Raw genomic sequence first — 25,566 nt, forward strand, 5'->3', positions numbered from 1 at the left:
CTTCACAAGAACCCCCAGCCATAGCGACGCTGGTGACGTTTGGGGCGAAACTTGGCGACTTTTAGCGTTGCCTGGGCTACCTGCAGTCCACTCGCACTGTTGGTGACTTTGAAATAAAGGTCTTCGTGTGCCGAGACATAGACCTGCAGCGAGCGGCCGTCATTCGCAGAAAAGCAGCTTACCAGCCCGCGCCCGGAAACGATGAGGCAGTATTCATTGTCATCTTTTGCTTGGAAATCCACCGTCACCGAAATGTTGCACAGCTCTTCATCTTCCGCCACTGCACACAGTGAGGGCGTAATACGCAGTTCCGCTGCCAGCACGCCTTGGTTGGTGCCCAATAGAAAGATGCTGAAGAGAATCAGATACAGCCGTTTCATCGATCGCCACCGATACTGTACTGAATGCCGGCAAACCAACTTAGGGTTTCCGGCTTTTCGATCATCAGCGGATTTCGACCATCCAGGTCGAACTGGTTGAATTTGGCTGCGAGTTTGAGTTCGAAGTGTTTCCCCAGTGGATACGCGAATTGAACTCGCGCATAGCGGTCGGTGACATCATCAGGGGGAAACTGTCTCGTGTAGGAGTAGGCGAATCTCCCGGCTTCTTCTGGGCGCAGATGGTAGTAATAGTTCACCAGGTCCGCATCTTTTTGCACAGCGCCCAGGCTCCAGGCGAACGAGCCCCCAAACAATGGGTATTGCTTGTCGAAACTCAGATGGGTTTCGGAGCCGTAATGGACCTTGGTGATATCCTGAAAATAGGCAAAGGAAATATCCACCGGCGCGGTTACGAATGTTGCGCTCGGCCCGGCGACCGCGGAGATATCCCGTGAAATATTTTCCGGTGTCCAGCCGAAGGCGCCGCCGGTACTGCCAAGGATGTTCGACAGTGAGGCCATGGTGTAGTCGTCACGGTCTAGCTGGAAAAATATCCCGTCTTCATTCGGTCGGACGACCAGGTCTACATATAAATTCTTTTGTTCCAGCAGGCTATAGCCGACGGTCAGGTTGCTGACGAAGAAGCGGTCGCCATAGTAACTGAAGGACGGCAACAGACTGGTTGTCCCGTTATCCCGCCCCTTAAGTGGATTCTCAATCACACCCTCGCCAACGGCCAGGCTCAACTTCCAGACTGGCGCGCGTGACTCTTCGGCCGCGACTTGTGTGCAGACGAGGAGCAGGCTTAACAGCGTTATCAGACTTCGTGGAAACATTGGACAGTTGTTATTTTTTATCGCTGGCAACTTTTATCACAGTGATTCCGTGTGTCGCTAGCGAACACAGCAAAAGCTAACAAATTGTTACAAAAATGATTCAGGCGACACTTCGCCTCGAAGAAAGTGCTGACTGCAAAGTTTTATGCTGTCGTTGCGGGCGCACGCCAGCAGGCCCGCGACTGGTCATGGCGCGGGCCTTGTTACGCGGTCTCGCAGGGGAAGTACGGGCGTTATTTACCCTGGTGCGGGATTTCCGGGCGGAATACACCCACGTTGCGATAGCCTTCGTCCAGCAGGTGCGACGCGTGCAGCTGGCTCATCACCCCGCGCGCGCAGTACAGCAGGTACTGTTTGTCTTTATCCAGTTTCTGGAAGGCGGTGCTGAGGCGATAGAAGGGGATGGTTTCCACTTCCGCGTCGTCGATCTCCAGCGGGTTTACCTCTTCCTCGGTAGGATGGCGGATATCGATGATGATGGCATCGCCGGGCTCTTTGAAGATATCCACTGGCGGGACATCTTCACCCAGGTCTTCCATGACCTCGTCGATATTCTGCATCACCCGGTTGCCCACCGCGCGGTCGAGCACGGTGAAGTCGAAGCGCGCTTCTTCACTTTCGACCTTTTCCATTTTGGCGCGGGTGGTGGGTTTCACGGAAATCACGCCGCAGTACTCGGGCATGTTCGCGGCGAATTCTTCTGTGCCGATCTCGCGCGAAGTGTGGATGATGTCAGTTTTGTCGGAAGTGATCAGTGGGCGCAGCACCAGGGTGTCGGTGACGCTGTCGATGACCGCTAGGTTCTTCAACGTCTGGCTGGAAACCTGGGCGATGGCTTCGCCGGTGACCAGTGCGTCCACTTCCAGCTCCTTGGCGATGACCGAGCCCGCGCGCAGCATCATGCGCTTCAGGGTCACGCCCATATAGGAGTCGTCGACCTTCTCCAGGATTTCTGCTACCACTTCATCGAACGGCACGGTGACAAAGCGCACCCGGTGGGAGGAGCCGTATTTGTCCCACAGGTAAAACGCGACTTCCTTTACCCCCAGCTCGTGCTGGCGGCCGCCCAGGTTAAAGAACAGGAAATGGGTGCGGATACCGCGCTTGATGGTGAGATAACTGGATACGGTGGAATCGAAGCCGCCGGACACCAGTGAGATGACCGGGTCCTGGGTACCCAGTGGGAAACCGCCGAGGCCCTGGTGCAACTCCTCAATCACGTTCAGCTTGTCGTGACGGATTTCCAGCTTCACGGTGATGTCGGGTTTCTTCAGTTTCACCCCGGCCGCGTCGGTGTTCTGGTTGAGGCCGCCACCCACGTACTGCTCCACGTCCAGTGACTGGAAGTCGTGTTTACCGGTGCGCTTTACCCGCACGCAGAACGTCTTGCCGGCCAGCTGCGGGCCCCAGATGGCGAGGGTCTTCTGGTAGATATCGTCCAGGTCGCCCAGCGGGAACTGCTGCACGCGGGCAAAGTTGGCGATGCCCGGGGTGTGCGCCAGTACCTCTTCAATGCGCTCGGAAAGATGGGATACTGCGTCCGGGGCGGTCACGTCGATTTTTTCCCAGTCTTTGCGCACCTGAATTCGGTCATCCAGCTGCCGCATCAACTTGCGCAGGTTGTCTGCGAGCTGTCGCGACATGCGCTTGCGCACGGGATTGCTCTTGATGGTGATCTCTGGGAAAAACTTAACGACAAAGTGCATAGGGGATGTGCCGGAACCGCGGTTGAATTTGAGGCCGGAAAGAATTTGCTGGCTTCCCGGGAGAGGTGGCGAATTATAAACTCGCTATCGCGAATTTGCTTGCGGCACCAAATTGGTGCCAATTGCGCGATTGTTGCCCTAAAATGGTGCGAAGGAGGGTTTGGGGGCACCATTTTTGGGAATGCTGCGGGTCACCCGAGAAAGCTGGCGTGGTAATGCCGGTTCGGGTTGGGTGATTTATATCCGATTGTTCTCCCCAGCAACCAAATCCGACGCCCCGAACCCCCCTGCCGTCAATTTGCCCCAATTTGGCACACTCTTTGCTTTTACAGTTGCCACAAGATAAAGCGAATTGGCGCGAACATAACTTTTTCATTCCTGGAGGACTGTAATGTCAGCGAAAACGCTCGGGCTCATCAAAGAGAGCGAAGCTAAATGGGTAGACCTGCGCTTCACCGATACCAAAGGTAAGGAACAACACGTTTCCCTTCCCAGCAAGGAAGTTGACGGCGAGTTCTTCGAAGAAGGCAAGATGTTCGATGGCTCCTCCATCTCCGGCTGGAAAGGCATCAACGAATCCGACATGATCCTGATGCCGGACGACGAAACTGCATTCCTGGACCCGTTCACCGATGAAGCGACTGTAATCGTTCGCTGTAACATCGTTGACCCGATCACCGGTCAGGGCTACGAGCGCGACCCGCGTTCCATCGCGCTGCGCGCTGAGGAATACCTGAAGTCCACTGGTTTCGGTGACACCGCGCTGTTCGGTCCGGAGCCTGAGTTCTTCGTATTCGACGACATCACCTGGGGTGCCGAAATGGGTGGCGCCTTCTACAAAATCAACTCCGAAGAAGCGGCCTGGTCTTCCGGCGCTAACTTCACCGACGGCAACATGGGTCACCGTCCGGGCGTGAAAGGCGGTTACTTCCCGGTTCCTCCGGTCGACTCCCTGCACGACGTACGTGCCGCCATGTGTTCCGCAATGGAAGCCATGGGTCTGGAAATTGAAGTACACCACCACGAAGTGGGTACTGCTGGCCAGTGTGAAATCGGCGTTGGCGCGAACACTCTGACCAAGAAAGCGGACGAAGTTCAGATCCTGAAGTACGCGGTACACAACGTAGCGCACGCTTACGGCAAGACTGCGACCTTCATGCCGAAGCCGCTGGTAGGCGACAACGGTTCTGGTATGCACGTACACCAGTCCTTCAGCAAAGACGGCGTAAACCAGTTCGCTGGCGACGCTTACGCTGGACTGTCTGAAACTGCCCTGTTCTACGTTGGCGGTATCATCAAGCACGCTCGCGCGCTGAACGCCATCTGTAACGCGTCTACCAACTCCTACAAGCGTCTGGTTCCGGGCTTCGAAGCGCCAGTAATCCTGGCTTACTCCGCACGTAACCGTTCTGCGTCCATCCGTATCCCGTTCGTACCGAGCCCGAAAGGCAAGCGTATCGAAACTCGCTTCCCGGATCCGACCGCTAACCCGTACCTGGCCTTCGCTGCTCTGCTGATGGCTGGCCTCGACGGCGTTAAGAACAAGATCCACCCTGGCGATGCTGCGGACAAGGATCTGTACGATCTGCCGGCGGAAGAGCTGGCCGAGTACCCGACCGTTGCTTCCAGCCTGGAACAGGCTCTGGACGCACTGGATCAGGACCGCGCGTTCCTGACCGAAGGTGGCGTATTCACCGACGACGCGATCGATGCCTACATCGACCTGAAGCGTGAAGAAGTTCAGCGTGTGAACATGACCACTCACCCGGTTGAGTTCGACCTGTACTATTCCGTATAAGCAGGTATCATCAGCGCGCCGCCGCCGATTTTCCTCCGGGAAATTGGTGAGAACGGCGCAAAGATGACGAGAAAGCCCACACCTTGCGGTGTGGGCTTTTTTTATGCGCATTTTATGGCTCTTTTGTGCACAGGCGCTTTACGTCGCGCCCGGGTTCGCGAGTACACTAGCCTTATTAATTAGGTAGGTTGAAAACAAGATTGCGGGAGCACCCATGATCAAACTGACCCCGTTGCTTGCTGTGCCACTGGCCGCGCTGCTGATTGCCACCGCGAGCGCCCAGGACAAGTCCGACACCACCAAGGGTGGCTCAGGTACTGGTAATGGCTCGGTGTACAAAATCGTCGGCCCCGATGGCCGCGTGACCTTCAGCGACACCGCGCCGGCGGGCGAGAAGGTGGAAAAGATTGAGATTGGGCCAATCAATGTGCAGCCGATCGCGCCGAAGAGCGCGCTGCCCACGCGCAAGCTATCTCCGCGCTCCGGCGATGAGCGCCAGCGCGAAGACCTCGGGCCTATCAGCTTTGCCATTGTCAGTCCGGCGGATGATGCGACCATCCCTCCCGGTCAGCGCTTTATCGTGCTACAGGTGGCCCTGAATCCGGTACCGCGGGATGGTTACCGCTTTTTCGCGGTCATCGACGGCCAGCGCTGGAGTGGCGGTTCATCCACCAACAGCCTGGACATCTCCGCGCTGGAGCGCGGTACTCATACCATCCAGGCGGTGCTGTACAGCGCCACCGGCCAGCCGTTGGCGCAGTCGCAAACCATTCAGGTCCATGTGAAGCGACCCGGCGGACAGATACCGGACTTCCCCGCCCAGCAGGCACCGCAGATGCCCCAGGCACCCCAGGTGCCGGGTATTGCGAAACCGCCCAGTCCCAAGCCCCGCTAATATCCGCGAATACCCGGTCTACTTCGGCTTATGCGCCCATCGAGCGGGCGCATAAGTCTGATACACCCGCTCCCTCGCTGCCCGACGGCCCCCCCCGGACACGCGGCACCCCAGCGCCGTGCCCCGCAATGAACACCAGAATTGGCTATTTTTCACCCAATGCACAATAATGGTGCGCGCGCCGGTAGCGGACGCCGCCAGTGCCCCCTAATTCATTCTGTTTCATCTGTTTTTTGCGCCATTTTGGTTTGCTTCTTGCACTCTCAATAGGCGAATCGGACAAGTGAACAAGATCGCGACACTTAACGCCTCAACCTCGGAAGCTGGAATGCTCAACGATCGTCAGTTACGCCTGCTGCTGGACAACCTCACCTCGGCCGTATTGGTGCTCGATGACAAGCTGGCGCTCTGCTATCTGAATTCCGCTGCGGAAAACCTGGTGGCAGCCTCCAATGCACGGGCCAGTGGCCAGCCGCTGGAAGAGGTGGTGCGGGAAAACCCCGCCGCGTTGGCCGCTTTGCAGGCGTGCCTGGTCAGTGGTGAAAAGTACACGGTGCGCCGAGCCCTGTGGCGGTTGCATAACTTGGAAGAGTGCACCGTCGACTACTCGGTAACCCCGCTGCCGGACCTGGGGCTGTTGTTACTGGAGGTGCAGTCGATGGATCGCTTGCTGCGCATCGCCCGCGAAGACGCGCTGCTTTCCGCGCAGGAGACCACCCGCAACTTGGTGCGCGGCATGGCGCACGAGGTAAAGAATCCACTGGGTGGTATCCGCGGGGCGGCACAGTTACTGCAAACAGAATTGAAAGAGCTGGATGACGAAGGCCTGGGTGAGTACACCCAGATCATCATCGAAGAGGCGGACCGCCTGCGCAATCTGGTGGACCGGATGCTGGGCCCGCGCAAGCCGGTCGAACTGCAGCCGGTAAATGTACACACCATTACCGAGCGGGTAGCGCAGTTGATCGAGGCGGAGTGCAGCGGTGCATTGATTATCGAGCGCGACTACGACCCATCGATTCCGGACATTCCCGCCGACAGCGAGCAGCTGATCCAGGCGGTACTGAATATTGCCCGCAATGCCATGCAGGCGATTGCCGAGAGTATTGGCCTCAGCAAGGGCAGCTTGATGATCCGCACCCGGGTGCAGCGTCAGTTCACCATCGGTCGTCGCCACTGCTCGCTGGTGTGCCGCATCGATGTTGTGGATAACGGGCCGGGCATACCGGAGGACATCCGCGAACGCATTTTTTACCCGATGATTTCGGGACGCGCGGAGGGCACCGGACTGGGGCTGTCCCTCTCGCAGCACATTATTAACCAGCACCGCGGGCTCATTAAGTGCGAGAGCGAGCCCGGGCAAACCGAATTCCAGATTTATCTGCCGCTGGCATCGGAGTAGTCGCGACAGAACCCAATACGCACAGACGCATAGATTTTTGAATTAGAACGCAGGCCGGAAAATTATTATGAACAACCGTGTTTGGATCATTGATGACGACCGCTCCATCCGCTGGGTGCTCGAGCGCGCACTATCCCGCGCCGGCATTGACACGACCTGTTACGAGAATGGCGACCGGGCGCTGGATGACTTCTACAGTGAGTCGCCCGATGTTGTGATCAGCGATATCCGCATGCCGGGTTCCGACGGGTTTAAATTGCTGCAGCGCTTCCAGGCAGAGCGCCCCAACCTGCCCATCATCATCATGACCGCGCACTCGGATCTCGACAGCGCGGTTGCCGCTTATCAGGGCGGTGCGTTCGAATACCTGCCCAAGCCGTTTGATGTGGATGAGGCCGTGGCGGTAACCCGCCGCGCGCTGGCACTGGCTAACGAGCAGCAGCCGGAAGAGTCGGTGGTGATCGAAAATGGTACCGGCAATAAAGAGATTATTGGTGAAGCGCCGGCCATGCAGGAGGTGTTCCGCGCGATCGGCCGCCTGTCGCACTCGAACATCACGGTGTTAATCAATGGTGAGTCCGGTACCGGTAAAGAGCTGGTGGCGGCGGCACTGCACAACCACAGCCCACGCAAGAATCAGCCGTTTATTGCGCTGAATATGGCGGCGATTCCCAAGGACCTGATGGAATCCGAATTGTTCGGCCATGAAAAGGGCGCGTTCACTGGCGCCAGCGCACAGCGCGCCGGACGCTTCGAGCAGGCCAATGGCGGCACCCTGTTCCTGGATGAGATTGGCGATATGCCTGCGGAGACGCAGACCCGCCTGTTGCGGGTACTGGCCGATGGCGAGTTTTATCGCGTCGGTGGGCACACGCCGGTAAAAGTGGATGTGCGCATTATTGCCGCGACGCATCAGGATCTGGAGCGTCTGGTGGAACAGCACAAGTTCCGTGAGGATTTGTTCCACCGCCTCAATGTTATTCGTATTCATATCCCGCGACTCTCCGACCGCCGCGAAGATATTCCGCGCCTGGTACGCCACTTCTTCAATAGTGCCGCCAAGGACCTGGGTGTCGAGCCGAAAATCCTCACCGCGGAAACCGAAGAGTACCTGTCCGGGCTCGATTGGCCGGGTAACGTGCGTCAGCTGGAAAACACCTGCCGCTGGATCACGGTGATGGCTTCCGGGCGCGAAGTGCATATAGAGGATCTGCCGCCGGAACTGCACCAGCAGGGCGCCACCAGCGAAGCACCGCAGGACTGGCAAAAAGCGCTGCGCCTGTGGGCGGATCAGGCCCTGGCCACCGGCCAGCGCGAGATCCTCAGTGAGGCGGTGCCGGCGTTTGAGCGCGCACTGATCGAGATCGCCCTCAAGCATACCGCCGGCCGCAAACGCGATGCGGCAGAACTGCTGGGCTGGGGGCGCAACACGCTGACGCGCAAGCTGAAAGAGTTGGGGATGAACGGCGGCGAAGACTAACGCCGCTCCCTTTCCGGCAAACGAAATAGATCCAGGTCGCGCCCCGTATTCCCAGCGGGGCCGCTGGTCGCTATGCTAGCGTCACTGCCAGCGAGCTATCCTCAATTCCTTTCCACAAGATGTATCCAAAGCTATGAGTGAATTACCCAATTGCGTGAAGTGCAACTCCGCATACACCTATGAAGACCGCGGCCGGTTTGTGTGCCCGGAGTGCGGACATGAATGGAGCGCCGCAGATGCGTCAGATGATGAAACCCTGAATATTCGCGACGCCAACGGCAACGCGCTCGAGGATGGCGACACGGTGACGGTGATCAAGGATCTGAAGGTAAAGGGCTCGTCGCTGGTGGTTAAGGTGGGTACCAAGGTAAAGAACATTCGCCTGGTGGAAGGTGATCATGATATCGATTGCAAAATTGATGGGATCGGCGCCATGAAACTCAAGTCCGAGTTTGTCAAAAAGGCCTGATACTCGCGTGCTGTGTGTGCAGGGCGCATCGGAATGATCCAGACTTGAGAGTGGCTTACCGATTTCTGCCTGACTCAAGCGTAAATGTTTAACTTTCTCACCACATTACCGCTCTCAATTATCTACCTGATATCCGTGCTACTGATTCTGGTGGCGCTATCCTGTGGCTACCTGGTGGGGCACCGGTTAGCGCGACAGCGCGCGGATCAACAGGACAGCTCTATCGGCAGCGCCGTCGCAGCCATGCTCGGGTTGCTCGCGTTTATGCTCGCGCTCACATTCAATATGACCTCGGAGCGTTTTAGCGAGCGCAAGGCGTTGTTACTGGATGAGGTCAATGCCATCGAGACGACGTTTTTGCGCGCCGATTTTTTACCGGCCGCCGAGCGTGCGCAGGTGCGGGATCTACTTACAGAATACGCCGAGGTGCGTAGCACCGACCCGACCCGCCGCAGTATGGCGGAAACCTTTGAGGCAATGGCGCGCAGCGAAGAGATTCACGGCGCACTGTGGCAGCTGCTGGGCAGCAGTCAGGACAACGATGCAGTGAACGCAATACATGTAAGGGCGTTTTATGAGTCGTTGAACGAGGTGATTGACCTGCATGCCAAGCGGGTTCAGGTCGGATTGATTTACCAGATCCCCGGGGCCATCTGGGCGGCGCTGTATACCATCAGCGCGCTGGCGGTATTTGGGTTGGGGGTGCAGCTGGGGATCAATGCGCGGGGCTCCGCGCCAGTCGCGATCTCCCTGGCGCTTGCGTTTGCGCTGGTGATTTTGCTGATCGCCGACTTGGATCGGGCGGGTGAGGGCCTGCTGGTGGTTAATCAGGAGCCGATGCGCGCATTGGCAGAGCGCATGACCAACCAACGGCAATAGTGATTATTTGACGATGGTGAGTTGAATTTCGCCCACATTAAATCCCCACTTGCTGAGCTTGGATTCGGCGATGAGGATATTTGGTGCCACCAGATACATCCGGTCGTCGACGTTGAGATCGAGGGTGCGTCCCTTGTAGGGCACTTGCAGTACGTAGCGCATAAATACCGCATTGCCCGCGGTGCGCATGGTGGATTCGCCTACCACATCCTCTGCCGTGGCGGTGTAGGCACGCACCGGCCCTACCGAGGCTTGCGCATTGGGCACCATCACCCAGTTGCGATACTGAATCTCGCCGTCATCGAACTCGAATTTTTCCCGCAACACACCCCGCCCATCTTCCCAGCTGCCATTCAGTTCGGCGACGAACTTGCGGGTGACTGCGCCGCTGCGGTCTTTCACCACTCCATAGGCTTTCATCGGCCCGGAGAAAAACTCTTCGGCCACGAAGGGTGGCGTCTTATCCGCATAAGATTCGATACTCGGCGCACTGCAGCCGCTGATGGTCAGTAAAACTGTGAGGGGCAGGGCGAGCGCTTTAATCATCGTTTACCTCAGTTGCCATAGGACCTTCAGAGAGTGCCTGAGACTTTACGCTGAGACGCACAATCTGGATTGGTACGTTACCCATCCTTGTCAGGAGATCCGCTATTCACCGCTGTCTCGGGCAGCTGCGCAGTTTGCGGTGGTGACAGCGTACCGGCGTCATCAAGAAACTCCCGCATAAAAATTTGCCAGAACGCCATAAACAGCGCCGCCAGCAGAGGACCAATGGCGAAACCGCTGATCCCAAACATGATCAGGCCGCCAACGGTCGAAAACAGCACCATATAGTCCGGCAGCTTGGTGTCGCGCCCCACCAGGATTGGACGCAGAATATTGTCCACCAGACTGATGACCAGCGCTCCATACAGCATCAGTACGGTGGCCTTGATGGCATCTCCGGTTGCGTACAGATAGAGCGCGGCCGGAAACCAGATAATTGCCGCGCCCACCGCAGGCAGCAGAGACAGTACTGTCATCACCACACCCCACAGTAGTGGCGCCGGCAACCCCAGAGCCCAAAAGATAATGCCGCCCAGGGTGCCCTGAGTGACCGCTACAACGAGGTTACCCTTGATAGTCGCGCGGGTAACTTCGGCAAATTTCGCCAGCAGAAGTTTTTCGCGCTCGTCACCAAGCGGCAGCGCGCGAATCAGCAGGTCCACAAGGGTGTCGCCATCCCTAATCAGAAAAAAGGTGAGGTACAGCATCAAGCCCAGGCTGACAAAGAAATTCAGCGTATTCTGACCCAATGCCAGCGCATTCTTCGCGATTAGGCTGCCCAAGGTCATAAGACCTTCCAGCAGGCGCTCTTTCAGCTGCTGAAAATCCAACCCTATCCGTTCCATTGCTGTGTTAATACCGGGGAAAGCGCTGCGCACCTCTTCAACCTTTGCGCCGAGATTTACCTCACCGGACTGTACTTTCTGGTAAAGGTTCGCGACCTCGCTGATGAAGGAGCTGGCCACCAGTAACACGGGAATCACCACAACCACGAAACATAAGATCAGCGTCAACAGCGCGCTCATATTTCGCCAGTTGGGAAAGCGTTTACACAGGTACTTGTAAAATGGATAAAAAATAAGGGCAATCGCACATGCCCAGAAAATAGCAATAAAAAAGGGCCGCACCATAAGCAAGAAGGCAATGGTGACCAGAACCAGGGCGATAATAAATGAGCGTCTTTCCAGTATTTCCTGCACTGGTATTTCCCTATTGTTATTGATCGTGATCAATCGTGAACGACGATAGCTTATGAAAACAGATCACCATCCGCATTACCAGCGTCGATAACCACAGGTATCTACGTGGAAACGAATACCGCTGTAGATGCCCAGGCCCATGTTCCATTTGCGTCCCACCTTTCTATGAATACGACGCAATTTTGGCACCAGCTGTTTGCGGGTGTAGTCATCCTCGGGAATCATATCCAGGCCGCAAAAATGTAAGTGTTTACTGGTGCGCGCGCCGCCGGCCTTGGCGTTGTAGCTAGGCGTGCGCCAACCCGACAGCACAACTACAGGGCCAATAGTCGGGATAATGTAATCCTTCATCACCCGCAATGTGTCCACCATGGTTTCCCAGGCGTCTTCAGGTGGTATGGCGAATGGGGGCTCGCCAATTTTCTGCCAGTCGGTGCCCTGGCGCATCAACTCGTAAGGCGGCACAACTTCATCGACCTCGTTGAGCTTCAAAAAACGCTCGAGTTTTTCGAAGCGCGCGCGATTGTCCCCCTCTTCCAGAAAACGCTCAAACGCGGCACCAGAGGCTGCGGTATAGCCCTTGATGCGGAAGATCATTGGTACATCCGGGTCTATGATGACTGGTTCCGGTTCGATATGCGCAACCGGGCTCACGATGCGCTCTGCCAGTTCTTGGGCCTTTTCTGCCGTCAGTACCACCAGCACCAGTGAGGCGACCAGCAGCCCCGTGACGATCCAGATAACGCGTCGGCGTTCAATGTGAATATCGATGTATTCGTGATCGGCGCTTTCTTTGATATCCATAGGCGCTACTACTCAACCTCTGAACCATTGAAACGACTACCAGCGGCGAAATCCGCAGGTATCTATATGAAAACGCACACCGCTATAAAGGCCGAGCCCCATATTGCTGTCGCGGCCGAGACGCGTGTGCAGATTGGTTAACTCCTCGACCAACTCCTTGCGGCCAATATTCGAGCGCGGCACCAGATCCACGCCACAAAAACTCTTGTGCTTGCTCTTACTGGAGCCGCCGGCCTTGTGGTTGTAATCGTCGGTGCGAAACGCCGAGACGATATCCACAGGGCCGATAACGGGCACGACTTCGTCGCGAATCAGCTTCAGGGTCGCCACCATATTTGGCCAGTACTCTTCAGGGGGCATGGCGAAAGGGGGCTCTTTGATATCCAGCCAGTCGGAGCCCTGGCGCAACAGGTTCGGTATCTTGGTGGTATCACCCACACCGGACTGATTCAGGAAGTCGGAGAGCTGGCTCAGGGTCCGGCGGTTATTGCCCTCGCGCAGAAAGGCCTTGAGGCTGTCGTCGTCCGCTACCCGGTAGCCTTTGAGCTCGTAGTATGGCTTTTCCACCGCCTTGTACTGGAGGTAGAGCCGCAGGACCAGCAGCAGTGACAGCAGTAGCGCGACGATGCCCACAATCACCCACCAGTTGGTTTGCTGGTTGGCTGGTAGGTGCGCGTAGCGACGCTTGGCTTTGGAAAATGGATTGCCCAATGGCATTTGTGCTAACCGTAAGTGGGAACCGATGGCGGTCATTGCGCATAGCGTGCCGGCGCAAAAACCGTCCCTCTACTCACTATAGCTGCCGTGGCGTAAATGTTGCCCACAAAAAAAGGCGACCGGAATGGTCGCCTTTTTTTGTGCGGGTGGCGTCGTTTGGCGCTACCTGCATTGGGGGGTGCTGTCGCGGGCGGCTTTTACGCCTTGGGCCCGGCCGCCTTGACGTCATCGCTTACAGAGAACTTCTCGATGTTCTCGGCAAACAGGCCGGCCAGCTTGCTGGCGGCGGCGTCGTAGGCCGCCTGATCTGCCCAGGCGTTGCGCGGGTTCAGGTAGGATTTGTCCACACCCGGTACTTCGGTGGGGATCTCCAGGTTCATGATGTCCAGGTGCTCGGTTTGCGCATTCTCAAGCGCGCCGCTCTGGATTGCCGCAACCACGGCGCGGGTGACCGGAATCGGGAAGCGCTTGCCGTTGTCGCCGGAGCCACCGGTCCAGCCGGTGTTGACCAGATACACCTTGGAATCGAAGTCTTCGATTCGCTTCATCAGCAGGTCGGCGTATTCACGCGGTGCGCGCGGCATGAACGGTGCGCCGAAGCAGGTGGAGAAGGTGGGGTGAATACCCGCTTCTGCGCCCAGTTCGGTGGAGCCCACACGTGCGGTGTAGCCGGACAGGAAGTGGTAAGCCGCTGCTTCCTTGGACAGTACGGATACCGGAGGCAGTACGCCGGTGACGTCGCAGGTCAGGAAGATCACGTTTTTCGGCTCGCCGGCGCGGTTTTCCAGCTGGCGCATTTCCACGTGCTCCAGCGGGTAGGAGCAGCGGCCGTTTTCGGTCAGGCTGGTATCGTCGTAGTCCGGTACGCCGGCGTCGTCGGTCACCACGTTCTCGACGATGGCGCCAAAGCGGATGGCGTCCCAGATGACCGGCTCGTTCTTCTGGCTCAGGTTAATGGTCTTGGCGTAGCAGCCGCCTTCCATATTGAACACGCCGCCCTTGGCCCAGCCGTGCTCGTCGTCGCCGATCAGGTAGCGCGCCGGGTCGGCGGACAGGGTGGTCTTACCGGTGCCAGACAGGCCGAAGAACAGGCACACGTCGCCGTCTTCGCCCACGTTGGCGGCACAGTGCATTGGCATCACGTCTTTTTCCGGCAGCAGGAAATTCTGCACGGAGAACATGGCCTTCTTCATCTCACCGGCGTAGCGCATACCCGCCAGCAGTACCTTGCGCTGGGCGAAGTTGATGATCACACAGCCTTCGGAATTGGTGCCGTCGCGGCTCGGGTCACACTCGAAGTTGGCCGCGTGCAGGATGCGCCACTCTTCTTTGCCCTTGGGATTGTACTTTTCCGCGCGGATAAACATGTTGCGGCCGAACAGGTTGTGCCACGCGGTCTGGGTGGTGACGTTCACCGGGATATAGTGATTTTCGTCCTGGCCGACGTGCAGCTCCTGAACAAAGCTGTCGTGGCTGGAGACGAAGTCTTCGACACGGCTCCACAGAGCATCGAACTTGTCGGCGGGGAAGGGGCGGTTCACGTTGCCCCATTCGATGCTGTCGGCAGTAGAGGCTTCTTCTACCACGAAGCGGTCTGCGGGAGAACGGCCGGTGCGGGCGCCGGTCACTGCGAGCAGTGCGCCGGTGTGCGTAAGGTGACCCTCACCACGCTGCAGTGCCTGTTCGACTAATTGCGCTGCGGAGAGGTTGGAGAACGCCTGCACCGTCTCGTTTTGCTGTGCCATTCGCTTATTACCCATTGAAGTTGTATCAGTGAAATAAATAGTAGGGGGTGCCACCTGAGTTCGCGACCAACAGTCGTGGTTACGTTGTGCGACCGGCCGGCTGGCGCGCGCATTATTGCAAACTTCAAAATTTCTTCACAGGAACATCCGTATAAATTTTGAGCGAAAAACGGTTTATTTGGGGAAATTTTCGCGAAAATTTATTCAACACAGTGATGTAGTTTTTTTACTTCATAGTTTTGGAGAATATTGGGTGTTCTGTAGTTTTCACTACAAACAGGAGCGAAATACCGCCGGTAGATTGTGGTGATATGGCGGACACAAAAAACGCGCCTCGGGGGCGCGTTTGCGGAATTTTCTGCGCCGGCCCAGGTGCCGGCATAAATTAGATCAATGCAGGGTGTGCGGCGGTGCGTTGAACAGCTCTTCCACCTTGTCGTGATTGAACGTGTAGGTGCGATTGCAGAACTGGCAGTCAGCGGTGATTTCGCCACCCTGCTCTTCCAGCAGGCGGTATACATCCTCCGGGCCCATGGCGATCAGGGCGCGTGCGCTGCGTTCGGCGGAACAGCTGCACTTGAAGCGGATGTTGGTGGTGCCCAGCGTGGCGGGCTCCATCTGGTGGAACAGGCGGAACAGCAGTTCATCGTGGGGCACGCTGTGCAGCTCTTCGGCGGTGACCGTGGAGGCCAGCTGTACCCCGGTCTCCCAGGCGTCTTCGTTTTCCGTGGCACTGGCGGCGTTATTGCCTGGCAACACCTGCAGCATGATACCGCCCACGGTGTCGGTGCTGGTCTCGATCCAGAAGCGGGTCTGCAACTGCTCGGACTGGGTAAAGTAATCCTGCAGGCACTCCGCCAGGGTTTCCTTTTCCAGCGGTACAATGCCCTGGTAACGCTCGCCCTGCTGTGGGTCGACGGTGATCACCAAGGTACCGCGATTGCCCACCAGATCACGCAGGTTGGCATCTTCGGCAATTTCCGCACCTTCGGCCACGCGCGCCAGGCCGCGCACATCGCTCTGGTGGCTGCATTCCGCCACCAGCAGCGGCACATCGCCTTCGCCACGGGCCTGCAGCATCAGCATGCCCTCAAACTTGAGCGTGGTGGCGAGCAGGCAGGAGGCGGCAAGGAATTCGCCCAGCAGTTTTTGGACCGGCAGCGGTAGTTGGTTGTGCTCCAGTACCTCCCGGTAAGCCTCGGTAAGCGTGACCACCTGGCCCCGTATATCGTGCTTGGAGAAGATAAAGCGTTCCAACTGATCCGACATGATGTTTGCCTCGCTAGGTTTTGGGGGAGGCGATTTTAGGCGCTGCGTGCGCGAAATGCGATAAATGCCACCTTATTGTCACTATAGCCCTATGGTGACGGCGAAGAGCAGTGTGCTCTGTGAGGGGCGGCGCTTGGCGAAAGGTGGATTAGGAAAGAGGCTTAGAAAAGTGGCTTGGAAACGTTGCTTAGAAAAGTGGTTTGGATTGCAGCGTGAGTAATTTTGCCCAGCGCTGCCCGCTAGCCACAGTTTCTGCGAATTTGTGTTTCGAGCTTGCGCGCCTGCGCGACCCGCTCACGCTCACTGATGGTCGATTCGTTGCCATCGGCATCCACGAAGTACACCGGGCCTTTCAGAATCTTCAGCTGCTTGCGGGCGTAGTCGCAGGCTCTCTGTTGCGCACGCTGTTGCTTGGCTTTTTCGGCCTGCTTGCGCGCCGCGTATTCCTGGTCGATCTGGTTTTTGCGCGTGGTGTTGGGGAAGTCCTGACGTCTTGTGGGCTCGGCACTGTTGACCGGTTTGAGCTGACCTTCCAGCGACTCCGCCTCTGCCTCCGCCGGCGGGCGATCGCCAAAGTGCACCTTGCCGTCCTTGTCGACCCAGCGGTAAAGCTCACCGGCGCTTGCGGGGCTGGCGGTAAAAGCGCAAGCGGCAAGCACACATGGTGCAAGCCAGCGGGCGCAAAAGCTGAAATGCGTGTTCACGGCTCCTCCCTGAGGTGATTGCCACACTCAACCCCACTCTTTAACTCAAGACCGGGATGAGAGGTGCTTATTCTACCTGCCCCAGTTCTGCCGCGTCAGCTGCCGGTTCATCCGCGCCTTCTGCCAGTGCGCCGAACAGGCCGAGAGAGTGGCGTTCGGGAATCTGATAGGTCTGTAGAATCAGCGGCTGCTGTTCGCGGGCTGCGGCGGAATCCAGCACCATGCGGTAACCGGCGTTGTCTTTCAGCTCCACAAAGCCGTCTTTGCGGTTCTCCATCAGTTGCGCGAACTGCTGGAAGTCGTGAATTTTTTCACCGTTTACCGAGCCGATGATCCAGTTTTTCCAGTCGTGGTAACCCAGGTTTACCGGTGCCGGCAGCACCTTGAGCGCTACCACCAGTTCCTGCTGGTCCGGGCTGGACCACTGGTTGCGTGCATGCAGGTATTCGATGGGCGCCTTGGAATGCCAGTTGTTACCCCAGCGCTTGATCAGGTTCATATTCAGCGGCACAAACACCACGCCACCGTAGATGTAGTAGCGCGGGCGCTGGTCAAACTTCTCACCCTGCACCAGCGAGCGCGATGGCGGGGTGGCGGCGAGCGTGATTTCCTCGTCGAGGATTTCGCCGTCACGGGCAAAGCGCACCGGCAGCTCATCGCCCACGTGATACTGATCCACCGCGTAGTGGTAATTTGTGCGCTGGTGTTCGCGCCACTCAATGGTGCGGTCGGCGGCCACGTCAAAGCCGTCCACCTGCAGCAGCACATCGCCCGGCTGCAATACCTGTGCCGCAGGCGCATCTTCAAATACACGCACAACCAGTGCGCCTTCCTGGTCTGGGGCCAGCCCAGCAGCGGCTTTCATCGACGGGCTCTCGAGGCTCTGGGTCACCGCGCCCAATTCCGGGAAGCCCTGGTGCACACCGTCTTCGGCATCCTCCAGCACGTGACTGATCACACTGGGTGGCACGAAGTAGCCGAGGTTCTCGGCACCGGCGCTGTGATTGGTCTGCATCGCTACACCGACAATACGACCGCCGGAAATTACCGGGCCACCGCTGTTGCCGGGGTTGATGGCGGCATCGATCTGGCCGGCCATCAGGTAGCTTTCGGCGTGGGCGTAATACTGGTGCTCGACCCGAGACAGTACGCCGCGGGTGATGGACAGGGATTTGCCGCCGATGGGGTAGCCGTAAACCGTCACTTCTTCCTGCAGGTCCGGAAGCTTGCCAAGTGCCAGTGGACGGGTGTCGTCGAAGAAACTTACATCGTCCACCGTGAGCAGGGCGAGGTCGGCGTCGTGGGATACGAACTTGACCCGCGCGCGGAATTTTTGCGCGTCACCGTGGCGTTGCACCTGAATAAAACTGCCATTGGCGATGACGTGGGCATTGGTAAGGATTTGCTCACCGTCGATCACAGCGCCGGAACCAGACAGTTGCTGGGCGTTGAGCAGTGCCCAGGGATTGAAGTAGTCGGGGGCGGCGGCGGTGGTGTAGATCTTGATAATCGAGCGCTTGAGCTGCTCGCGTTCGCGGTTGTCCGCGTGGGCGATCTGGGAGAAGCAGAGAATCAGCAGGCAAAGAGTCAGCAGGTGTTTCATTGCGGCGTCGCGTATTGATTATTCATTAGTTTGGGGCAGTTTAGCACTTTGGCGGGTTTGTGCTCTGGCTGTGTTCGGTACGCTCTGATGGGCTCGCTGGACCTGTGTGGCGGCCAAGTCGCGGGTGGAGCTTTTCAGGACCGCTGTGAACCCATCCCTGGGCGCTGCGGCGCAAACTTCCTGTTTGCGACGCTCCTGAAAAGCTCCACCCGCGACTTGCCCTTCGCATTTCACATCTGTACTCAGTCCTGTGATTCTTGCAGGAACCTATGAATCTGCCGGCGTTGTTTTTTATTTGGCCGTTCATGCGAAATGGTCGCGTTATTCACTTTGCGGTCGGCGGCAAATTGCTCGCGCTTGGCAATACTTTCTTCCGTCTCGCGATACAGCGTTTGCGCGATGTCTGCGCCGCGACGTTGGTCCGAAAGTGCAATGACTTCCACCACGCGTTCATCCCAGCCCTGGCGAATGGTGAGCAAGGTGCCGGTGGTGATTTCCTTGCTGGCTTTTACCCGCTGGCCACCCGCATGTATCTTGCCGCCTTCAATAGCCTGCTTGGCGATACTTCGGGTCTTAAAAAAACGAGCGGCCCAGAGCCACTTATCAATACGAACTTTATCCATCAGCAATCAAATAAAAGAATCTACGAAGTAAAAAGGTCAGATGAGAAGGTCGTGCGCTGGGTGGCGTTTTTCAGGAGCGTCGCAAACAGGAAGTTTGCGCCGCAACGCCCAGGGATGGGTTTACAGTGGTCCTGAAAAACGCCACCCAGTGCGCGACCGCCACAGGGGGCGAGTCGAGAGCACTAACAAAGAAAAGCTAAGGCGCCCGAAGAATCTCATCAAAATCATGAATCGCGGGAAATTCGGAAATCTCCCGCGCAGGGCTCTTGCTGTCCGGCTGGCGAATACACAGCAAGTGCTCGATACCGTAATCCCGCGCCGCGCCCAACACATGCAGGTTGTCATCCACAAACAGGGTGCGTTCCGGGTTGAATGGTTGGCGCTCCTGCAGTGAATGCCAGAACAGCGTGCTTTCTTTCGCATGCCCCAGATCGTGGGACGAGACAATCTCATCCAGCCACTGAGCAATACCGGTAATGGCCAGCTTGTGACTCAAACCGTCCGGGTGTGCGTTGGTGACCAGTAAGGCGCGTTTGTTCATGGTGCGCAGGCTGCGCAGGAAATTGTCGGTGTGCGGGCGCAGGGTAATGCGGTCCTCGATCTCCCGGTAAATCGCCAGCACGTCCAGCTTCAGCACGTCCGACCAGTATTGCAGGCAGTACCAGTCCAGGGTGCCGCGCAACTCATCGGTCATTTCGATCACCAGCTGCTGCGCCTCGGAAACCGAGATGCCATTGGCCTCGGCATAGCGCAGCGGCAGGTGCTCCATCCAGAAATGATTGTCGTAATGCAGATCCAGCAGGGTGCCATCCATATCCAGCAGCACCGTATCGATCCGGCTCCAGTCCAGCATAACCAACCTATACCGCGGGCTGGCGCCCGCAATTGCACAAAAAATGGCCGGCTATTATGCCCTCAAGCCTGCCGTGCCGCCAAATCCGTGCGAACAAGCCCCATCACCAGCAGCGCCTGGGCACCGTAGTAGGTCAGCATGATCCACATACCCGCCATTGGTACCGGCTCCACAAAGCGGTCCAGCGCAATCAGTGCATCCGACACCATAAAGGTCACCGCACCAGCGAACAGCAAGGATGAGCCGCTGCGGTGCGCTGCCGCGGACAGGGCCATAAACACAATCGCCACAATGTAAAACGCCACCGGCATCGCCAGCTCGCCGGCTCCGGGCAACACCTGACGGGCCAGCAGCAGTGCCGCCAGTACCAGGGCTACACCGCGCAGCATAAAGCGTCGGCTGCCTAGCTGCGCGGCACGCAGGAAGTTACCGGCATAGGTGAGCTGGGCCAGCAGGAAGGCGCCCAGGCCAAATACAAAGTGATTGGCGAATGGCACCGCCAGCAGCACGTCGCCGGTGGCGGAGAACGCCAGCGCAATCAGGGTTAGGGTGCGGGTGAGGCCGGCCAGAGAGGTAGCTGCGATCCAGAACAGTGTGGCGATGGGCACTATCTTCAGTGCCGCCATCCACAGGGCTTCGATGCCCGCAGCGCGGAGCGCGATATACGCGAGGGCTGACACCGCGAACACCGCCAGAGGGGCGGGCTTATACGCAGTCGTTGATGGGGAAGTCATCGCTATTTCTGACATTGGAAGCTCCAGCTTTTTATATTTGGTGATTTGGGGAGTATTCTTGCCCGAGTATTGGCGAAATAGCTGTGTCGTACAATCCGGCAGGCAGTGACATTTTCGACCACCAGTCCACTTTTACTAAGACCATCACCTTTTATTGATTCAGGGAGCGACAGATGAAGGCAAATAACATCCTCGAAACCATTGGTAACACCCCCCACGTACGCATCAATCATCTGTTCCGTGACGATATCGAGGTGTGGATGAAGGTAGAGCGGTTTAACCCGGGCAGCAGCATCAAGGACCGTATCGCTCTGGGCATGATTGAAGATGCGGAGAAGTCCGGTGCGCTCAAGCCCGGTGGGGTGATCGTCGAACCCACTTCCGGCAATACCGGTATCGGCCTGGCCATGGTAGCTGCGGTGAAAGGCTATCGCCTGATCCTGACCATGCCAGAGTCCATGTCGGTGGAGCGTCGCAAGATTATGAAGGCCTTGGGCGCTGAGTTGGTGCTCACTCCCAAGGAAAACGGGATGCCCGGTGCCATCGCCAAGGCGGAAGAGATTCTCGCCGAACACGACAACAGCTGGATGCCCCAGCAGTTTACCAATCCCGCCAATGTGAGCGCACATCGCAACACCACGGCCCAGGAGATCCTTGCGGACTTCCCGGAGGGGCTGGACTACATGATTACCGGAGTCGGTACCGGTGGACATATCACTGGCTGCGCCGAGGTGATGAAAGCGTCGATGCCGGAGTTGAAAGTCTTCGCGGTAGAGCCGGAGAAATCCCAGGTGATCGCGGGCAAAGAAAAGGGCATGCACCGCCTGCAGGGCATTGGTGCGGGCTTTGTTCCGGAGGTGCTGAACCGCGAGGCGCTGGATGGCACCGTGCCGGTGAGTGAAGAAGACAGTTTCGAGATGGCGCGCCAGTGCGCCTTGAAGGAAGGCATCTTTGTCGGTATCTCTTCCGGTGCGTCGCTCGCCGCGGTGAAGCAAAAAGAGGCCGAACTGGCCCCGGGTAGCCGGGTATTGATCTTCAGCTACGACACCGGTGAGCGCTACCTGTCCATCGAAGACCTGTTCACCGCCTGATCGCTACCTCGACCTGATCACTACCTAAAAATGGGCCTCTCTCGTCGCCGCGGCCGGATCAAGCCACAAATCCTGCCGCGGCACACGTATAATCCCCGCTTACCTATTTTGGGCTGCCGACCACGTTCGTGGCGGTGGGGCTACCGGTATCACCACCTTCTCGTTGGCTGGTACAGCAACTGAATAATTTTGTATTGGGGGAATCATGGAAAACGTAGTGAGCAGGGAGCTGCTGGATAAGGTGATCGCGATCTCGGTTGAAGCCGGTGAAGCGATTCTGGAGGTGTACAACGCCAGTGGTGAACTGGAGGTGGACACCAAATCCGATGATTCCCCGGTGACCGCTGCCGATCTGGCGGCGCACAAGATTCTCGAACCGGCCCTGGCGCAGCTGTTGGACGGTGTGCCGGTGTTGTCCGAGGAGGGCGACATGCCGCCCTATGCGGAGCGCAGCCAGTGGGATCGCTACTGGATTATCGACCCGCTGGATGGCACCAAGGAATTTATCCGCCGCAACGGCGAGTTCACCGTGAACGTGGCACTGATTGAAAATGGCGAGCCGGTTCTGGGGGTGGTGCACGTGCCGGTGCTGGATATCACTTACGCCGGCGCCAAATCCTTAGGCGCGATCAAGCGCGATGCCAGCGGCGAGAAGTCCATCGCTGTGCGCACCATGCAGCCACGTTTGGATGACAAGCAGCCGATCGAAATCGTTGCCAGCCGCAGCCACGGCGCCGGCGCCGTGGATGCACTGCTGGAGCGTATTGAGGGCTCCCTGGGTGAGACTGGCCTGAAGAACATGGGCAGCTCACTCAAGCTGTGCCTGGTGGCCGAAGGTGCAGCGGACCTGTACCCGCGCCTGGCGCTGACCTGCGAGTGGGATACTGCCGCGGCGCAGGCCGTGGTGGAGGCCGCCGGCGGTATCGTGGTTGACGACAAATTCGAACTGCTGCGTTACAACCAGAAAGACGAGCTGCTGAACCCGTTCTTCTATGTGATCGGCGATAAGTCCTTTGCCTGGAAATCCCTGTTGCTGGGCGAATAATTACGCTGTTACGCCCTGTTGGCGGGGTAAATAGCCCCGCCAGCCCTACCCCTCCGGTGAAGCCCTTCATCTTGGTCTAGGCTTAAAGATGTATCTCGGCCACAGCTGTTGTTTTAAGCGACTTTGACTTAATTTCTGACATCGTGGTGGCCGGTTCCGTCCATTGGGTTGAACCGCAGGGTAAGCCATGACTAATTTTCGCAATACCCATGTAAACGTCAACGAAACAGAAACCAGGCATTTGCGTCAGCGCCTGCAAGTTGAAATTACCTGGCTGTCGCGCCAATTGCAGGACATGCAAAGCGCGGATCATTTACCCGATCATTCTTTACAACAAACCTACCGGGAAATGATCTTTTCCCGTCGCGCCTTACTTGGGCGAATTCCTCGTTAGCTTTCTCACTCTTGTTTGCACTCGTCGCACATTTATTTTCTTTGCAGAGAAAATTGCTCAATTCCGAATAATTGGGTCTACGCTTGATGGGATAAAAGCTAACTGAAACGAGAAAGCCCATGCGCTACCCGGTTGTGGTACACAATATCGAGTTTGCCGGCTACGGCGCCATCGCGCCGGATTTGCCCCACTGCCATTGCCACGGTGACACTCTGGAACTCACGCTACAGAAAATGGCGGAGACCATCGTTGCGCGGCTTGACGACTTGCATGCTGCCGGTGATGTACCGCCAACCCCCGGCGACCTGGAAGCGCTGCGTAAAAACCCCGCGTTCACCGGTGGTATCTGGGCGATCATCGACATAGAGCAGAACGCGTTCAGTTCCCGTAACTAGCAACTCCGATAAGCCCGAATTTTCACGCCAGGATCTTTGAATCAAAAAAGGATGTTTTGATTCGATGCTCTCAAACAGGGAAGTCAAATAATGAAAACTTTGGTATTTCTTCTCGCGCTGTTCGCTTCCAGCACCGCGTTGGCGCAATGGAATAACCCTATCGACGGCTACTGCAATGGTGAATACTTCATCGTCGGCAGTATTGGATTGGGTGCCGGTGAACTGCAGATTAATGACGAACAGGATTTCGCCGGATACGCGAGCATTGGTGTAACCCCTGCCGCGGGTATCTGGCAGGTTGAATTACGCTATACCGGATTCGACGATGGCAGCGTAAACATCGATCAGTGGGGAATTGGCGCCAAGGTCGACTTCACCGTGACCTGCGATATCCAGTGCCTTTATTGGATGATCGGCTGGAACTATGGCGAGTTCGATGTAGATAACATCCAGCGCGATGGGTTTATTTACGAAATCAACAACGATTACGACGACGATTACTGGAATGCGGGCGTCGGCTATCGCTACAAATGGACGCAGGATTTCGATACCTCCATCGAGTACATGTACAACGATGTAGACACACGCTTTTACTTCTTTGACGGGGTGAATGATGTGCGCTTCGACCTGGGGCACTTGCGTACACTCACGCTTAATTTCAGTTACCGCTTCTGACAAAAAATGGGGTGCGTCACATCCGTGATCTGCCCCGAATCCTTTTCCCTACTCCCTATTTTCTACAGCTTGCCGCTACGTTTGAGTTGCCAGTAGCTTTCCACAAGTGAGGTGTGCATATCTCTCGGCAAGGCGTCGGCGAGAATGGTATTACGCGCCCGCAGTTGCTGCAGCAATCGCTCGCGGCGCTGAATCAAGTCACGCCCTGCACAGTGCATCAAAGCATCGTCAAAATTCGCTATCGGTTTTTGCAATAGTGCGTCCAGGGAACCTTCGCGTAAGCTCGCTACCATCACCAGGTGGTGGCGGGAGAGCTGCTGCACTGCGGCACTCAGGTCTGCACTGTCTTCATCCCTCACGTTCGTTAGTAAAATGACCAGTGCACGTCGCTGCTGTCTGGCAAGTAATTGCTCTGCAGCTGCAGAGTAATCACTGTGGGCAGTACCGGAATGAATATCGTAAACGTGGTTGAGCAGTAAATTGATCGCACCCTCGCCCTTCACCGGCGGCAAGCGACTTTGGTTGCCAGCGAAGCATTGGAGGCCAACCGCATCGCCCTGGCGAATGGCTACATAAGCCGACAGCAACATGGCATTGAGTGCGTGATCGAAATGGCTGAGGTCGCCATCATGGGTGCGCATGCGACGCCCGCAGTCCAGTAGAAAAATGATTTCCTGGTCGCGCTCATCCTGATATTCCCGGCTGATCAATTTCTGCATGCGCGCACTTGCGCGCCAATCGACCTGCCGCTGACTATCGCCCCGGCGATACTCCCGCAACTGCCGGAAGTCCAGACCCTCACCACGGCGTTGATGTTGAATAACACCAAGTTGGCGCAGGGTCTGCTCTGTGGACAGGGACTGCAGAGAAGAGATGCCGAGAAAATTCGGGTAAACCCGCGCACTTTGGGGCTGGCCGAGGCGGACATGTTTTTGCCACAGAGCCCATGGCGAACTGACTAGTGCTTCCAGTTGCCCGAACTCCGCCTGACCTCGACGAATGGGTTGTACGAGGTAGTGAGTTTCCAGTTGCTGATCTGGATGCAACTGAATATGTAGCGGCAGCTTGTGACCGCGTAATTGCGCAGGTAGTTGGTCGGATAAAATAAAGGTCAGGCTGCGATCGCTTTGGTTGTGTAGCTGAAGGTGTATTGGCTGCTCAACACCCAGGGCCAGGTTGCCAGGTAAAGTACGTTTGCCGGTCAGGCCATGGACGGTACTGCCGGTAATAAAGTCGAGCGCAGCGGCTAGTAACAAAACGGCGAGCAACAGCCACCAGGCCTTCGACAAAAGTGCGGCTAACTCCGGCTGTAGTATGTGTGCAC

General features: G+C 57.3%; 26 protein-coding genes. 11 read left to right on the forward strand and 15 right to left on the reverse strand.

The genetic code is table 11. From position 1 onward, the window contains the following. Nucleotides 1-2: 2 nt before the first annotated feature. From ACP15R_RS17035 to thiI, 3 genes are all read right to left on the reverse strand, one after another. A complete protein-coding gene (locus ACP15R_RS17035; protein ID WP_224867939.1) occupies nt 3-380 on the reverse strand; it encodes a DUF3019 domain-containing protein in 378 nt (125 codons plus the stop codon). Continuing rightward, a complete protein-coding gene (locus ACP15R_RS17040; protein ID WP_424987574.1) occupies nt 377-1,126 on the reverse strand; it encodes a MipA/OmpV family protein in 750 nt (249 codons plus the stop codon). Before ACP15R_RS17040 ends, ACP15R_RS17035 begins: the two co-directional genes overlap by 4 nt. 323 nt (nt 1,127-1,449) lie before the next feature. Beyond that, nucleotides 1,450-2,922: a tRNA uracil 4-sulfurtransferase ThiI gene (gene thiI / locus ACP15R_RS17045; RefSeq protein ID WP_424987575.1), complete on the reverse strand. Its 1,473-nt coding sequence runs from the start codon at nt 2,920-2,922 to the stop codon at nt 1,450-1,452. Between the two features lie 391 nt (nt 2,923-3,313). Between thiI and glnA the strand changes: the two genes are divergently transcribed. The 6 genes from glnA to ACP15R_RS17075 all read left to right on the forward strand — a co-directional run bounded on the left by glnA (nt 3,314) and on the right by ACP15R_RS17075 (nt 9,845). Next, nucleotides 3,314-4,720, forward strand: coding sequence for a glutamate--ammonia ligase (gene glnA / locus ACP15R_RS17050; RefSeq protein WP_224867934.1), 1,407 nt, complete (start codon nt 3,314-3,316; stop codon nt 4,718-4,720). 214 nt (nt 4,721-4,934) lie between these two features. Further along, the gene (locus ACP15R_RS17055) at nt 4,935-5,615 is read left to right on the forward strand and encodes a DUF4124 domain-containing protein (RefSeq protein WP_224867932.1); all 681 of its coding nucleotides are present in this window, start codon (nt 4,935-4,937) and stop codon (nt 5,613-5,615) included. Nucleotides 5,616-5,943: 328 nt separating this feature from the next. Beyond that, the gene (glnL, locus tag ACP15R_RS17060; RefSeq protein WP_224867931.1) at nt 5,944-7,017 is read left to right on the forward strand and encodes a nitrogen regulation protein NR(II); all 1,074 of its coding nucleotides are present in this window, start codon (nt 5,944-5,946) and stop codon (nt 7,015-7,017) included. A 61-nt stretch (nt 7,018-7,078) separates the two neighbouring features. Beyond that, entirely contained in the window at nt 7,079-8,497 is a 1,419-nt protein-coding gene (gene ntrC, locus ACP15R_RS17065; protein ID WP_404804244.1) for a nitrogen regulation protein NR(I), read from the forward strand. A 133-nt stretch (nt 8,498-8,630) separates the two neighbouring features. Further along, nucleotides 8,631-8,966: a zinc ribbon domain-containing protein YjdM gene (locus tag ACP15R_RS17070; protein WP_224867927.1), complete on the forward strand. Its 336-nt coding sequence runs from the start codon at nt 8,631-8,633 to the stop codon at nt 8,964-8,966. An 84-nt stretch (nt 8,967-9,050) separates the two neighbouring features. After that, nucleotides 9,051-9,845 carry a hypothetical protein gene (locus ACP15R_RS17075; RefSeq protein WP_224867925.1) on the forward strand — a complete coding sequence of 265 codons (795 nt, stop codon included), beginning with the start codon at nt 9,051-9,053 and terminating at the stop codon, nt 9,843-9,845. Between the two features lie 3 nt (nt 9,846-9,848). Here the strand turns inward: ACP15R_RS17075 and ACP15R_RS17080 are convergent, their stop codons facing one another. From ACP15R_RS17080 to ACP15R_RS17130, 11 genes are all read right to left on the reverse strand, one after another. Beyond that, nucleotides 9,849-10,391: a DUF3833 domain-containing protein gene (locus tag ACP15R_RS17080; protein WP_224867923.1), complete on the reverse strand. Its 543-nt coding sequence runs from the start codon at nt 10,389-10,391 to the stop codon at nt 9,849-9,851. A gap of 77 nt (nt 10,392-10,468) precedes the next feature. Continuing rightward, on the reverse strand, nt 10,469-11,590 hold the full coding sequence (locus ACP15R_RS17085) for an AI-2E family transporter (protein WP_224867921.1): 1,122 nt from the start codon (nt 11,588-11,590) through the stop codon (nt 10,469-10,471). Between the two features lie 75 nt (nt 11,591-11,665). Further along, a complete protein-coding gene (locus ACP15R_RS17090) occupies nt 11,666-12,394 on the reverse strand; it encodes a D-Ala-D-Ala carboxypeptidase family metallohydrolase (RefSeq protein WP_224867920.1) in 729 nt (242 codons plus the stop codon). 36 nt (nt 12,395-12,430) lie between these two features. After that, nucleotides 12,431-13,147, reverse strand: a complete 717-nt coding sequence (locus ACP15R_RS17095) for a D-Ala-D-Ala carboxypeptidase family metallohydrolase (RefSeq protein WP_424987577.1) — start codon at nt 13,145-13,147, stop codon at nt 12,431-12,433. A 161-nt stretch (nt 13,148-13,308) separates the two neighbouring features. Beyond that, nucleotides 13,309-14,856 (reverse strand): phosphoenolpyruvate carboxykinase, encoded by a 1,548-nt coding sequence (locus tag ACP15R_RS17100; protein ID WP_224867918.1) that lies wholly within the window; start codon nt 14,854-14,856, stop codon nt 13,309-13,311. A 390-nt stretch (nt 14,857-15,246) separates the two neighbouring features. Continuing rightward, the gene (hslO, locus tag ACP15R_RS17105; RefSeq protein ID WP_224867917.1) at nt 15,247-16,125 is read right to left on the reverse strand and encodes an Hsp33 family molecular chaperone HslO; all 879 of its coding nucleotides are present in this window, start codon (nt 16,123-16,125) and stop codon (nt 15,247-15,249) included. 239 nt (nt 16,126-16,364) lie between these two features. After that, nucleotides 16,365-16,829: a DUF4124 domain-containing protein gene (locus ACP15R_RS17110; protein WP_224867916.1), complete on the reverse strand. Its 465-nt coding sequence runs from the start codon at nt 16,827-16,829 to the stop codon at nt 16,365-16,367. A 67-nt stretch (nt 16,830-16,896) separates the two neighbouring features. Then, nucleotides 16,897-18,432: a S1C family serine protease gene (locus tag ACP15R_RS17115; protein ID WP_224867914.1), complete on the reverse strand. Its 1,536-nt coding sequence runs from the start codon at nt 18,430-18,432 to the stop codon at nt 16,897-16,899. 242 nt (nt 18,433-18,674) lie between these two features. Continuing rightward, nucleotides 18,675-19,055 (reverse strand): RNA-binding S4 domain-containing protein, encoded by a 381-nt coding sequence (locus tag ACP15R_RS17120; protein WP_224868668.1) that lies wholly within the window; start codon nt 19,053-19,055, stop codon nt 18,675-18,677. Nucleotides 19,056-19,251: 196 nt separating this feature from the next. Then, complete coding sequence (gene yrfG, locus ACP15R_RS17125; RefSeq protein ID WP_224867913.1) at nt 19,252-19,908, reverse strand: GMP/IMP nucleotidase; 657 nt, start codon at nt 19,906-19,908, stop codon at nt 19,252-19,254. A gap of 62 nt (nt 19,909-19,970) precedes the next feature. Continuing rightward, nucleotides 19,971-20,657, reverse strand: coding sequence for a lysoplasmalogenase (locus ACP15R_RS17130; protein WP_224867910.1), 687 nt, complete (start codon nt 20,655-20,657; stop codon nt 19,971-19,973). A 158-nt stretch (nt 20,658-20,815) separates the two neighbouring features. On the opposite strand from ACP15R_RS17130, the gene cysK reads away from it, so the two are divergent. The 5 genes from cysK to ACP15R_RS17155 all read left to right on the forward strand — a co-directional run bounded on the left by cysK (nt 20,816) and on the right by ACP15R_RS17155 (nt 24,242). Continuing rightward, entirely contained in the window at nt 20,816-21,733 is a 918-nt protein-coding gene (gene cysK, locus ACP15R_RS17135; RefSeq protein ID WP_222231248.1) for a cysteine synthase A, read from the forward strand. 205 nt (nt 21,734-21,938) lie between these two features. Further along, nucleotides 21,939-22,778, forward strand: coding sequence for a 3'(2'),5'-bisphosphate nucleotidase CysQ (gene cysQ, locus ACP15R_RS17140; protein WP_224867907.1), 840 nt, complete (start codon nt 21,939-21,941; stop codon nt 22,776-22,778). 187 nt (nt 22,779-22,965) lie between these two features. After that, nucleotides 22,966-23,172: a hypothetical protein gene (locus tag ACP15R_RS17145; protein WP_157520468.1), complete on the forward strand. Its 207-nt coding sequence runs from the start codon at nt 22,966-22,968 to the stop codon at nt 23,170-23,172. Nucleotides 23,173-23,291: 119 nt separating this feature from the next. Beyond that, complete coding sequence (locus tag ACP15R_RS17150) at nt 23,292-23,567, forward strand: type II toxin-antitoxin system HicB family antitoxin (RefSeq protein WP_222231254.1); 276 nt, start codon at nt 23,292-23,294, stop codon at nt 23,565-23,567. A gap of 90 nt (nt 23,568-23,657) precedes the next feature. Then, nucleotides 23,658-24,242 carry an outer membrane protein gene (locus ACP15R_RS17155; protein ID WP_224867905.1) on the forward strand — a complete coding sequence of 195 codons (585 nt, stop codon included), beginning with the start codon at nt 23,658-23,660 and terminating at the stop codon, nt 24,240-24,242. 62 nt (nt 24,243-24,304) lie between these two features. Here the strand turns inward: ACP15R_RS17155 and ACP15R_RS17160 are convergent, their stop codons facing one another. Beyond that, complete coding sequence (locus ACP15R_RS17160) at nt 24,305-25,531, reverse strand: DUF58 domain-containing protein (protein ID WP_224867903.1); 1,227 nt, start codon at nt 25,529-25,531, stop codon at nt 24,305-24,307. Nucleotides 25,532-25,566 lie beyond the last annotated feature (35 nt).

It is taken from the genome of Microbulbifer sp. S227A (genome assembly GCF_049800935.1).

What these genes read in the sequence shown, in the direction of transcription:
- ACP15R_RS17035 (WP_224867939.1), bottom strand. Translation starts at nt 380, where the DNA reads ATGAAACGGCTGTATCTGATTCTCTTCAGCATCTTTCTATTGGGCACC.
- thiI (WP_424987575.1), bottom strand. Translation starts at nt 2,922, where the DNA reads ATGCACTTTGTCGTTAAGTTTTTCCCAGAGATCACCATCAAGAGCAAT.
- glnA (WP_224867934.1), top strand. Translation starts at nt 3,314, where the DNA reads ATGTCAGCGAAAACGCTCGGGCTCATCAAAGAGAGCGAAGCTAAATGG.
- ACP15R_RS17055 (WP_224867932.1), top strand. Translation starts at nt 4,935, where the DNA reads ATGATCAAACTGACCCCGTTGCTTGCTGTGCCACTGGCCGCGCTGCTG.
- glnL (WP_224867931.1), top strand. Translation starts at nt 5,944, where the DNA reads ATGCTCAACGATCGTCAGTTACGCCTGCTGCTGGACAACCTCACCTCG.
- ACP15R_RS17070 (WP_224867927.1), top strand. Translation starts at nt 8,631, where the DNA reads ATGAGTGAATTACCCAATTGCGTGAAGTGCAACTCCGCATACACCTAT.
- ACP15R_RS17075 (WP_224867925.1), top strand. Translation starts at nt 9,051, where the DNA reads ATGTTTAACTTTCTCACCACATTACCGCTCTCAATTATCTACCTGATA.
- ACP15R_RS17080 (WP_224867923.1), bottom strand. Translation starts at nt 10,391, where the DNA reads ATGATTAAAGCGCTCGCCCTGCCCCTCACAGTTTTACTGACCATCAGC.
- ACP15R_RS17090 (WP_224867920.1), bottom strand. Translation starts at nt 12,394, where the DNA reads ATGGATATCAAAGAAAGCGCCGATCACGAATACATCGATATTCACATT.
- ACP15R_RS17095 (WP_424987577.1), bottom strand. Translation starts at nt 13,147, where the DNA reads ATGACCGCCATCGGTTCCCACTTACGGTTAGCACAAATGCCATTGGGC.
- ACP15R_RS17100 (WP_224867918.1), bottom strand. Translation starts at nt 14,856, where the DNA reads ATGGCACAGCAAAACGAGACGGTGCAGGCGTTCTCCAACCTCTCCGCA.
- hslO (WP_224867917.1), bottom strand. Translation starts at nt 16,125, where the DNA reads ATGTCGGATCAGTTGGAACGCTTTATCTTCTCCAAGCACGATATACGG.
- ACP15R_RS17115 (WP_224867914.1), bottom strand. Translation starts at nt 18,432, where the DNA reads ATGAAACACCTGCTGACTCTTTGCCTGCTGATTCTCTGCTTCTCCCAG.
- ACP15R_RS17120 (WP_224868668.1), bottom strand. Translation starts at nt 19,055, where the DNA reads ATGGATAAAGTTCGTATTGATAAGTGGCTCTGGGCCGCTCGTTTTTTT.
- yrfG (WP_224867913.1), bottom strand. Translation starts at nt 19,908, where the DNA reads ATGCTGGACTGGAGCCGGATCGATACGGTGCTGCTGGATATGGATGGC.
- ACP15R_RS17130 (WP_224867910.1), bottom strand. Translation starts at nt 20,657, where the DNA reads ATGTCAGAAATAGCGATGACTTCCCCATCAACGACTGCGTATAAGCCC.
- cysK (WP_222231248.1), top strand. Translation starts at nt 20,816, where the DNA reads ATGAAGGCAAATAACATCCTCGAAACCATTGGTAACACCCCCCACGTA.
- cysQ (WP_224867907.1), top strand. Translation starts at nt 21,939, where the DNA reads ATGGAAAACGTAGTGAGCAGGGAGCTGCTGGATAAGGTGATCGCGATC.
- ACP15R_RS17145 (WP_157520468.1), top strand. Translation starts at nt 22,966, where the DNA reads ATGACTAATTTTCGCAATACCCATGTAAACGTCAACGAAACAGAAACC.
- ACP15R_RS17150 (WP_222231254.1), top strand. Translation starts at nt 23,292, where the DNA reads ATGCGCTACCCGGTTGTGGTACACAATATCGAGTTTGCCGGCTACGGC.
- ACP15R_RS17155 (WP_224867905.1), top strand. Translation starts at nt 23,658, where the DNA reads ATGAAAACTTTGGTATTTCTTCTCGCGCTGTTCGCTTCCAGCACCGCG.